Below are 9,080 nucleotides of genomic sequence, written 5' to 3'. Positions count from 1 at the left end.
GCCCAGAGGAGGCGCGCGCATGAGCGAAGACCCGCGCAAGCCCGACGCCGACGAGCGCGGGGGCGAAAGCGGCGGCGAAAGCGGGGGTCCGGACAGCTTCGTCGACCGGCACCTCGCCAAGATCGTCGCCGCGGCGCTGCTGGTCGGCCTGCTCGGCATCGCCGCCCGCGCGCTGGTCGCCTGACCCCTAGAGCAAACTCGATGAAGGTCGAGTCCACCTTCGTCGTGAATTTTGCTCTAACTGGCTGAAGAGAGAGCAAGATTCAGCTGAAAGGTGGTGTCACCTTTCAGCATCTTGCTCTAATGCCGAACCGAGGGCTTGCCCGCGCGCTTGCCCGCCCCCGCGCGCGCCGCCACTTCCCAGGCAGTATGATCGACAACGCCTTGAGGTCATGAGCGCCGACGATCCCGCCGGGCGGAACAGCGCCGTCCCCGGACGCCCCGGCTGGCCCGCACGGGTCGGGCTGCGCGCGCCCACGGGGGCGCTGCTGTACGCCGTGCTGGCGCTGCTCCCTCTCGCGCTCGCGGTGCCGCTCCAAGACCGGCCGGTGATGGACGAGGTCGCGACCTCGCTGGGCCTGGTCGCGTTCGCCGTGGCGCTTCTGGAGTTCGCGCTGTCCGGCCGGTTCCGGCGGGTCTCCGGGCGGATCGGGGTCGACCGGACGCTGCGGGTGCACCGGGTGGTCGCCTACACCATGGTCGGGCTGATCGCGCTGCACCCGTTCCTCTACACCGATTCCGACGTTGACCGGCGGTTCGCCACGGCGCCCTGGTTCACCGGGACAGAGCCCAGCCTGGGCCTGGCGCCGCTGCCGCTATGGACCGGCGTGGCCGCCTGGATGCTGGTCGCGGCCCTGGTGATCACCGCGATCGACCGCACCCTGCTGTCCTGCCGGTACGAGGTCTGGCGGCGGCTGCACGCGGGCGGCGCCGGGCTCGCGACCGCCCTGGTCGCCGTGCACGTCTTCACCGCCGGCGGCTACAGCGGCGACCTGCCGATGGCCGGCTATTGGGCGGCCCTGCTGGCCGGGGCCGGCGGCAGTCTGGTCTACGGCTACCTGCTGCAACCCTGGCGGCAGGCCGGGCACCCCTACGCGGTCACGCGGGTCGACCGGGTCGGCGCGGAGAGCTGGGAGGTCCGGCTGCGCCCGCAGGACGGCCGCGGCCTCGCCTTCCGTCCGGGTCAGTTCGCCTGGGTTAAACTCAGCGGGGCGTTCGCCGGTGCCGAACATCCCTTCTCGATCTCGACCCCGCCGGAAGACGCCCCGGAGATCGGCTTCGTGATCAAGGAAAAAGGCGACTTCACCAACGCGATCGGCCGGGTCGAACCGGGCACGCCCGCCTATCTGGACGGCCCGCACGGCCATTTCGTGCCGGACGAGGTGCCGGTCCCGACGGTCTATGTCGCCGCCGGCACTGGGATCGGACCGGTTCTGGGGCACCTGCGGGCGTTCCGGGCCGCCGGCGACCGACGGGCGATCACCCTGATCTATGCCGCCGAGACGCCGGAGGCGCTGGTCTGCCGGCAGGAACTGGCGGACCTGGCCGGCACGCTCAACCTCACCTGCCATTTCGTGGTGCACGCCGCGCCGGCCGGCTGGACCGGGCACGTCGGCCGGATCGACCGGGACCTGCTCGACGCCTGCCTGCCCGCGTCCAACCGCAAGGCGCACCGCGCCTTCGTCTGCGGCCCGCCGGCGATGATGGCATCGCTCGCGCGTGCCCTACGCCGGCTGGGGGTGCCGCGCGGCCGGATCGTCACCGGCTCGTAAGGTCATCCGTGCCCCTCGGAATGACGAAAGGGGCCGGGAGGAGCGCCGCCGCGACCGTGCATGGCGGTCGTGGCCGCGCGAGCAAGATGAAGGTCACCTCGACCTTCATCGATTTTGCTCTAGTCCCGGCCCCTCGAAAACGCCTGACGATGCCGATCCGCAGGTCAGGCCGCCTTGGCCTGCCCGGTCTGGCCTTTCAGTCCGGACCAGAGCAGCACGAACACCAGCATGATGATCACGTTGACGGCGGCCTGCACGCCCAGCTGGGTCGGCGTGATCTGACCCATGTTGGCGTAGATGTAGAAGGCGTAGAGGATGCCGAGCGCCTGCTCGCCCACCGCGACCCAGATCAGGCCGAGGTAGCGCAGCGGCTCCAGCAGCATGAACGCGTACATTCCCGCCAGCAGCACCATGACCATGCCATACTGCGTGCTCATCGCGAGCAGCGGGTCGCTCCAGCCGCCTTCGGCACTCCAGCCGACCGCGTTGGCGCCGACCTCAGGCCAGAAGGTCGACAGCGCCCCGAACGCCAGGTGCCAGAGCACCCAGATCGCGAGCACCCCGCGCAGAACATTAAACCGCGACATGATATCCAAACCCCCTTTGAAGCTGTGTGCCCTTGGGCGCAGCGATCGCGCGCCGAGCTAGAAAGTGGCGTCTAGCCCCCTTCGGAGAAAGGGGCTCCGCGCATGCAATGCGGCTCCCCCGCGGCGAGAGTGGCCGCGGCGCGGCCGAGGGCGTGCTAGCGCGCTCACACGACTCTGGGCAACCGGCTAGCCTTACTGGGGAGGCGGCGCCCTCAGCCGGTCTGCGCCTGCGCCTGGAACGCCTCGAACAGCGGCTTCAGGTGGGAGATGTCGAAGCCCTGGGTCCGGGCTTCATCCAGCACCGTGTCGATGTCCCGGCCTTGGTGGCAGACCTGGGCGAGGCCCCAGAGGACCAGCGAGCGCGGGCCGGACTTGCAGTGGGCCAGCACCGGTCCCTGGCTTTCGCGCAGCGCCTGCTGGAAGCTCGCCACCAGTTCCGGGCTCAGCTGATCCGGGGTCATCGGCAGGTAGTGGTAGGTCAGGCCCGCGGCCTCGGCCGCCTGGGCGCAGGCCTGCGCGGTCGGCTGCTCGGGGCCGTCCTCGTGGTCCGGGCGGTTGTTGATCACGGTGGTGTAGCCGGCCTGCGCCGCCGCCTGCATGTCGTCCGGCTGCAGCTGCCCGGCGACGGCGAAGCTCTCGGTGATCCGGCGCGCGTCCATCGGTGCTGGCCCTCCCCTGTGGTCCGGTCGTTCTGGTTCAATCGCCGCAGATGACCCGGCACGCGGCGGCCGGCAAGAGCGGGGGCCTCACGCGCCCTTTTTCCAGCGCCCGCGTTCGTCCTGCTGCCAGTAGGTCAGGTCGTGCCCGGCCTGGCGGTAGGCCTTCCAGCGCTGCCGCGCGCCCTGCACGGCTTCGGGATCGTTGCCGTCGAACATCTCGGCGACCAGGCCGAACGCCTCCGGCCGGTCGGTGGTGGCGCCGTCGACCAGGAAGGCGACGTGCGCGCCGTTCGGGTTCTCCTCGGCCGCGGTAAGCCAGACCGGCTGGTGCTCGGCATAGCCATCCTTGGCCGAGCCGTGCGGCAGGAAGCCCTTGTCGTCGTAGGTCCAGAGATGCTGGTTCAAGTGCTCGACCCGGGCGTCGGAGCCGGCAATGACGACCGCGCGCCAGTCGCGCTGCAGGGCACGCTCCAGCAGCTGCGGCAGCGCCTGTTCCAGGCTGGTCCGGGTCAGGTGGTAGAAGCGCACTTCGGTCATCGTGCGCAAGCTATTGCATCCGGCGGCCGGGTGTCACCTGCCGCAGCCGCCTGCGCTCAGGGCGTCCCGGAGGTCCGGATCCGACGTCCCCGGTTGGCGCGCCTCCGGCGTGGCCGGGTCGAGGTCCGCCGGCAGGGTGCGGCCGGAGGGCAGGCGGGCCTGCGCCGTCGTCCCCTGCCCCGGCGCGCTGTCCAGAACTAAACTGCCGCCGTGCAGTTCGACCAGCACCCGGGTCAGGGCCAGCCCAATGCCGCTGCCCTCGATCTGGCGGACCATGGCATCGTGGCCGCGCCCGAACGGGGCCAGCACGCTGTCCAGTTCGGATTCCGGAATGCCCACCCCGGTGTCGCGTACCCACAGCGCGGTGCCGCCGTCGGCCGTCCGGCTGACGCCGAGCGTGACCACGCCGCCCTGCGGCGTGAACTTCACCGCGTTGGTCGCGAGGTTCACCAGCACCTGCAGCAGCTTGCGTTCGTCGCCGCGGATCTGGTCGCGGGTGTCGGGTTGGCTCAGCACCTCGACCCCGGCCGCGTGTGCCCTTGGGGCCAGCATGCGCTGCACCTCCGCGATCAGGCGCGCGGGATCGACCCGGGCATCGGCAACGTCCAGCTGGCCGGATTCGGCGCGCGACAGGTCGAGCAGGTCGTTGATCAGGTCGAGCAGACGCCGGCCGCTGGTCTGGATGTCGCGCAGATATTCGCCCTGGCGCTCGGTGACGGTCCCGGCCATGCCGCTCGCCAGCAGGTCGGTGAAGCCGAGCACCGCGTTGAGCGGCGTGCGCAACTCGTGGCTCATGTTCGCCAGGAATGCGCTCTTGGCGAGGTTGGCGTGCTCCGCCGCGACCCGTGCGCTTTCCAGCTCGGCGATCTGCTGGCGGGCGCGCGCGACCGAACTGTCGAGCACCTGCAGGACCGTACCGATCCCGAGATAGCGTCTGTCCGCGGTCACGATGAACCCTTCGTCGACCGCATCGGGATGCTCGTTGGCGATCCACTCCGAAACCCGGTCGATCGTCTCCTCCGCGTCGACCGTCAGCGGGGCGCGGTTCATCAACAGCCGGACCGGCCGGTTCTCGTACAGCGCGTAGGTGACCGGATGGGCGAACGCCTGCAGCAGGGTGTGCCGGGCGATCAGGCCGACCGGGCGGTCGCGGTCGTCGACCACTGCGAGCGCCGGCCCGCTCTCGTACATCCGCATCAACTCGAACACCTGGCCGCAGCGCATGTCCGCGGTCAGGGTCGGTAGGTCGCGGTTGATCGTCGACTTGGCGGTCACGGGCGGCCTTGCGAAAGCAGGGGGCAGAAGGGGTCACGACCTGACGAAGCGCATACCCACAGATGCGCCGGCATCTTTAAGAAGACGTAAACTTTTGCCCGCGCGCCCGGTTACCGTTTTTTGAATTTTCAATGACGGCCGGCAGCAGCCGGTCGCACGCTACCGCTCGAACCGGTCGCCGACGAACCGGTCCAGCAGGCGCACGCCGAAACCGGTGCCGCCCTTGGGCACGGTCGGTGCGTCCTTGCTCGACCAGGTGACGCCGGCAATGTCCAGATGCGCCCACTTGGTGCCCTTCTGGACGAACCGGCGCAGGAATTGCGCGGCGGCCGTGGAACTCGCGTTGCGGCCGTCGCCGACGTTCTTCATGTCGGCGATGTCGGAGTTGATATCCTTGTCGTAGTCGTCGTCCATCGGCAGGCGCCAGAGCTTTTCCCCGACCGCATCGCCGGCCTGGCTGAGCTGCTGGGCGAGCTCGTCGTCGTTGGCGAACAGCCCGGCCCGCCGGTTGCCGAGCGCGACCAGCACCGCCCCGGTCAGGGTCGCCAGGTTGACCATCGTCTCCGGCTGGTAGGTCTGCTGCGTGTACCAGAGCGCGTCGGCCAGCACGAGCCGGCCCTCGGCGTCGGTGTTGTGCACCTCGATCGTCTGGCCGGACATGCTGGTCAGCACGTCGCCCGGGCGGTAGGCCGCACCGCTCGGCATGTTCTCGACCAGGCCGACCACGCCCACGGCGTTCAGCTTGGCCTTGCGCCCGGCGAGCGCCTTGATCAGGCCGACCGTGACGCCGGCGCCGCCCATGTCCCACTTCATGTCGCCCATGCCCTGGGCCGGCTTCAGCGAGATGCCGCCGGAATCGAAGCACACGCCCTTGCCGACCACGGCGAGCGGGGTCTTCTTGCCCGACCCGCCGTGCCAGCGCATGGTCACCAGCTTGGGGTCCTTGTCGGAGCCCTGGGCGACGGCGAGCAGCGCGCCCATGCCGAGCTTGCGCATCGCCTTGGCGTCCAGCACCTCGACCTCGACGCCGAGCTCCTCCAGCTTGCGGCACTCCGCCGCCAGGTTCTCCGGGGTCAGGACGTTGGCCGGTTCGCTGACCAGATCGCGGGTCATCTCGACCCCGTCGGCGACCTTCTCCAGCGGCTGGTAGGCGTTCTCGGCGTCCTTCTTGTGCGACAGCGCGACCGTGAACTGGCCGAGCGTCGGCTTGTCCTCGGCCTTTTCCTGGGTGCGGTACTTGTCGAAGCGATAGCTGCGCAGCCGCGCGCCGAGCGCGAGCCGGGCGGCCGCCTGCGGTGCGCTCAGCGGCGCGCCGGCCAGCGGGTCCAGCACGAACGTCGCCTGGCTCTCGCCCACGGCGTTCAGCTTGGCGACCAGCTCGCCGCCGATCGCCTCCAGGTCGCCCGCGTCCAGCTCGTCCGGCTTGCCCAGGCCGACCAGCAGCACGCGGCTGTTCTCCACCCCCGCGGGCGCCAGCAGCTCCAGCACCTGCCGCTTATCGCCCTTGAACTTGCCCGATGCCTGGACCGCGCGCGATAGCGCGCCGCCGGTGGCGTCGTCGAGCTTCTGGGCGCTCGCGGTCAGCGTCCGGTCGGCGCACACGCCGACGCAGACCGCGTGGCTGGCCGGCACGGCGTGGCTGGTGAAGGCGACCTTCATGGGCGGGGCGAGCCTTTCGACTGGGGTGTGTCCGGAACGTCCGCGCCCGCGGGCCAACGGGCGGACATCCTAAACTTGCGATAGCCGCGGCCGCACGCACCTGTCAATGCGCCAGGCGATCGCGCCGCCCCGGTGGAGTCCTGTCCACGAAACCCCGGGCGATGGAACGTTGTGAGGGCGCCGTGCCATCCCTATAGTCCGCGCCGACGTGAACGCTTGTCCTCAAAGGCCGCTCGATGAGTCGTCTCTTTTTCCGCCTGACCGGTTTCCTCGCCCTGGCCGCGCTCACGCTCGGTGCCGTCCAGCCCGCGCCGGCTCAGCAGACCCTGCGCGCCGCGGCGGTGGTGAACGACCAGGTGATCTCCCAGTTCGACGTCCGGATGCGCATGCGGCTGGTCATGCTGTCCGCCGGCATTTCGCCGCAGCAGGCCGACCGCGCCCGGCTGCGGGATCAGGTCATGCGCAACCTGATCAACGAGCAGCTGCAGTTGCAGGCGGCGGAGCGCTTCGGGTACTCGGTGAGCAAGCAGGAGGTGGACCAGGCGGTCGCGCGGGTGGCGCGGAACAACAACATGTCCGCCGACCGGTTCCTGTCGATCCTGCGGCAGAACAACGTGTCGGTCGCGACCTTCCGCGATCAGCTGCGCGCCAACCTGGCCTGGCAGAAGGTGATCCGGAACCGGCTGGCCCGCGAGGTTTCGATCTCCGACGAGGACGTCGACGACGCGGTCCAGCGCTACCGCTCCCTCCAGGGCGAGCGGCAGTACAGGGTGCGCGAGATCTTCCTGGCGGTGGACGACGAACAGGAGCTGCCGCGGGTGCGCCAGACCGCCCAGCGGCTGATGCAGCAACTGCGCCAGGGAGCCGATTTCGGCGCGCTGGCCCGGCAGTTCTCGCAGTCGCCCACGGCCGCCGATAACGGCGTGCTCGGCTGGGTGACGCCCGAGAGCCTGCCCGAAGCGGTGGCAGAGCGGGTCACCCAGATGCAGCCCGGCCAGCTGGCGGGTCCGGTGCGCGGCTACAGCGGCCTGTATATCGTCAACCTGATGGACACGCGTGTGCTGTCGCCCGGCAACGCGACGGTCGATCTGCGCCAGCTGTTCACGCCCGTGCCCGACGGCGCCGGCGCGGACGCCGTGGCCGCAGCGAAGCAGCGCCTGAACCGCCTGGCCGAGCCGGCGGAGGGCTGCAGCAACTTCAACGCCCTGGCGGACGATACCGACGCGGCGCGCACCAGCGATCTGGGCGAAGTTAAGATGAGCGCGCTGCCCGAGGACATCCGGCCCAAGGTGGCCGACCTGCCGCTGCAAACCCCCTCGGAACCGCTGAAGGTCGCCGGCGGCTACGCCGTGCTGATGGTGTGCGAACGCAGCGGCGGCATCGACCGCGAGCAGATCCGGCAGAACCTGCAGCGGGAGCGTCTGAACATGCTGGCGCAGCGCTACATGCGCGATCTGCGCCGGCAGGCCAACATCGAGATCCAGATGGGCGGCGAGCGGCGCAACCTGGAGGACACCGGCTGACGGGGACGCGCGGATGAGCCAGCCCACCGCCGCGCCGGCCCCCCACGCCCCACTCGCGCTCACCATGGGCGAGCCGGCGGGGATCAGCGGCGAAATCGCGCTCGCGGCCTGGCGGCGCCGGGTCGAAGACGCGCTGAGCCCGTTCGTCCTGCTGGACGATCCGGCCCGGCTGCGCGCACTCAGCGCGCGGCTGGACTGGCCGGTGCCGATCGTCGAGGTCGCCCGCGCCGGCGACGCCAGGGCCGCGTTCGCCGAGGGGCTGCCCGTGCTGCCCCAGCCGCTGCCGGTTCATCCCGCCCCCGGCCAACCGACCGGGGAGACCGCCCCGGCCGTGCTGGCCAGCATCCGCGAAGCCGTGCGCCTGACCCGCGCCGGCGAGACGGCCGCGGTCGTCACCAACCCGATCGCCAAGCACGTGCTGACCGCCGCCGGGTTCGACCATCCGGGCCACACCGAATACCTCGCCTGGCTGGCGGCCGACGGCGGGCCGGCGGCCGAGCCGGTGATGCTGCTGACCTGCCTGGAGCTGAGCGTCGTGCCGGTGACGATCCACATCCCGCTCGCCGAGGTGCCCCGCCGCCTGACCCAGGCCGCGATCGTGCACGCCGGCCGGGTCACGGCCCAGGCGATGGCGCGCGACTTCGGCATCGACCGGCCGCGCCTGGCGGTCGCCGGGCTGAACCCGCACGCGGGCGAAAGCGGCACCATCGGGCGCGAGGACATCGAGATCGTCGCGCCGGCGTGCGCGACGCTGCGCGCGGCGGGCGTCGACGTCGCCGGGCCGTTGAGCGCGGACACGATGTTCCACGGCCGGGCCCGGCAGCGCTACGACGCCGCGCTGTGCATGTTCCACGACCAGGCGCTGATTCCGATCAAGACCCTGGACTTTGCCCGCGGGGTCAACGCGACGCTCGGCCTGCCGTTCGTGCGCACCTCCCCGGACCACGGCACCGCGTTCGCCATTGCCGGAACCGGGGAGGCCGACCCGACCAGCCTGATCGAGGCGCTGAAGACCGCCCGGCGGATGGCCCGAGGGCGCGCCCGGCACGCGGCCGCCGGCTGAGCCGC

9 protein-coding genes are annotated in these 9,080 nt (G+C 70.9%); 4 read left to right on the top strand and 5 right to left on the bottom strand.

All coding sequences use genetic code 11. The features are described from left to right. A partial coding sequence (locus tag CKO28_RS09645) for a hypothetical protein (RefSeq protein ID WP_207168784.1) occupies window positions 1–184 on the top strand: 184 nt, incomplete at its 5' end. 208 nt (window positions 185–392) lie between these two features. Further along, window positions 393–1,772, top strand: a complete 1,380-nt coding sequence (locus CKO28_RS09640) for a ferredoxin reductase family protein (RefSeq protein WP_200340516.1) — start codon at window positions 393–395, stop codon at window positions 1,770–1,772. A gap of 164 nt (window positions 1,773–1,936) precedes the next feature. On the opposite strand, the gene CKO28_RS09635 is transcribed toward CKO28_RS09640, so the two are convergent. From CKO28_RS09635 to CKO28_RS09615, 5 genes are all read right to left on the bottom strand, one after another. Continuing rightward, window positions 1,937–2,359, bottom strand: a complete 423-nt coding sequence (locus CKO28_RS09635; RefSeq protein ID WP_200340514.1) for a hypothetical protein — start codon at window positions 2,357–2,359, stop codon at window positions 1,937–1,939. Window positions 2,360–2,571: 212 nt separating this feature from the next. Further along, window positions 2,572–3,018 carry a protein tyrosine phosphatase family protein gene (locus tag CKO28_RS09630; RefSeq protein WP_200340512.1) on the bottom strand — a complete coding sequence of 149 codons (447 nt, stop codon included), beginning with the start codon at window positions 3,016–3,018 and terminating at the stop codon, window positions 2,572–2,574. 87 nt (window positions 3,019–3,105) lie between these two features. After that, entirely contained in the window at window positions 3,106–3,555 is a 450-nt protein-coding gene (locus CKO28_RS09625) for a DNA polymerase III subunit chi (RefSeq protein ID WP_200340522.1), read from the bottom strand. A gap of 33 nt (window positions 3,556–3,588) precedes the next feature. After that, window positions 3,589–4,830, bottom strand: a complete 1,242-nt coding sequence (locus tag CKO28_RS09620) for an ATP-binding protein (RefSeq protein WP_200340510.1) — start codon at window positions 4,828–4,830, stop codon at window positions 3,589–3,591. Between the two features lie 159 nt (window positions 4,831–4,989). Then, on the bottom strand, window positions 4,990–6,489 hold the full coding sequence (locus CKO28_RS09615) for a leucyl aminopeptidase (protein WP_200340509.1): 1,500 nt from the start codon (window positions 6,487–6,489) through the stop codon (window positions 4,990–4,992). Between the two features lie 236 nt (window positions 6,490–6,725). On the opposite strand from CKO28_RS09615, the gene CKO28_RS09610 reads away from it, so the two are divergent. Together CKO28_RS09610 and pdxA are read left to right on the top strand one after the other, a co-directional pair. Continuing rightward, window positions 6,726–8,012, top strand: a complete 1,287-nt coding sequence (locus tag CKO28_RS09610; protein WP_200340507.1) for a peptidylprolyl isomerase — start codon at window positions 6,726–6,728, stop codon at window positions 8,010–8,012. 13 nt (window positions 8,013–8,025) lie between these two features. Further along, window positions 8,026–9,075 carry a 4-hydroxythreonine-4-phosphate dehydrogenase PdxA gene (pdxA, locus tag CKO28_RS09605; RefSeq protein ID WP_200340505.1) on the top strand — a complete coding sequence of 350 codons (1,050 nt, stop codon included), beginning with the start codon at window positions 8,026–8,028 and terminating at the stop codon, window positions 9,073–9,075. The last annotated feature ends 5 nt before the right edge of the window (window positions 9,076–9,080 follow it).

This window comes from Rhodovibrio sodomensis, assembly GCF_016583645.1.
GTDB lineage: Bacteria > Pseudomonadota > Alphaproteobacteria > Kiloniellales > Rhodovibrionaceae > Rhodovibrio > Rhodovibrio sodomensis.
This window is presented reverse-complemented; position numbering and strand designations above follow the sequence as displayed.

Bases quoted from the DNA above. Each gene is read 5' to 3' on its own strand.
- CKO28_RS09615 (WP_200340509.1), bottom strand. From the start codon at position 6,489: ATGAAGGTCGCCTTCACCAGCCACGCCGTGCCGGCCAGCCACGCGGTC.
- CKO28_RS09630 (WP_200340512.1), bottom strand. From the start codon at position 3,018: ATGGACGCGCGCCGGATCACCGAGAGCTTCGCCGTCGCCGGGCAGCTG.
- CKO28_RS09625 (WP_200340522.1), bottom strand. From the start codon at position 3,555: ATGACCGAAGTGCGCTTCTACCACCTGACCCGGACCAGCCTGGAACAG.
- pdxA (WP_200340505.1), top strand. From the start codon at position 8,026: ATGAGCCAGCCCACCGCCGCGCCGGCCCCCCACGCCCCACTCGCGCTC.
- CKO28_RS09640 (WP_200340516.1), top strand. From the start codon at position 393: ATGAGCGCCGACGATCCCGCCGGGCGGAACAGCGCCGTCCCCGGACGC.
- CKO28_RS09610 (WP_200340507.1), top strand. From the start codon at position 6,726: ATGAGTCGTCTCTTTTTCCGCCTGACCGGTTTCCTCGCCCTGGCCGCG.
- CKO28_RS09635 (WP_200340514.1), bottom strand. From the start codon at position 2,359: ATGTCGCGGTTTAATGTTCTGCGCGGGGTGCTCGCGATCTGGGTGCTC.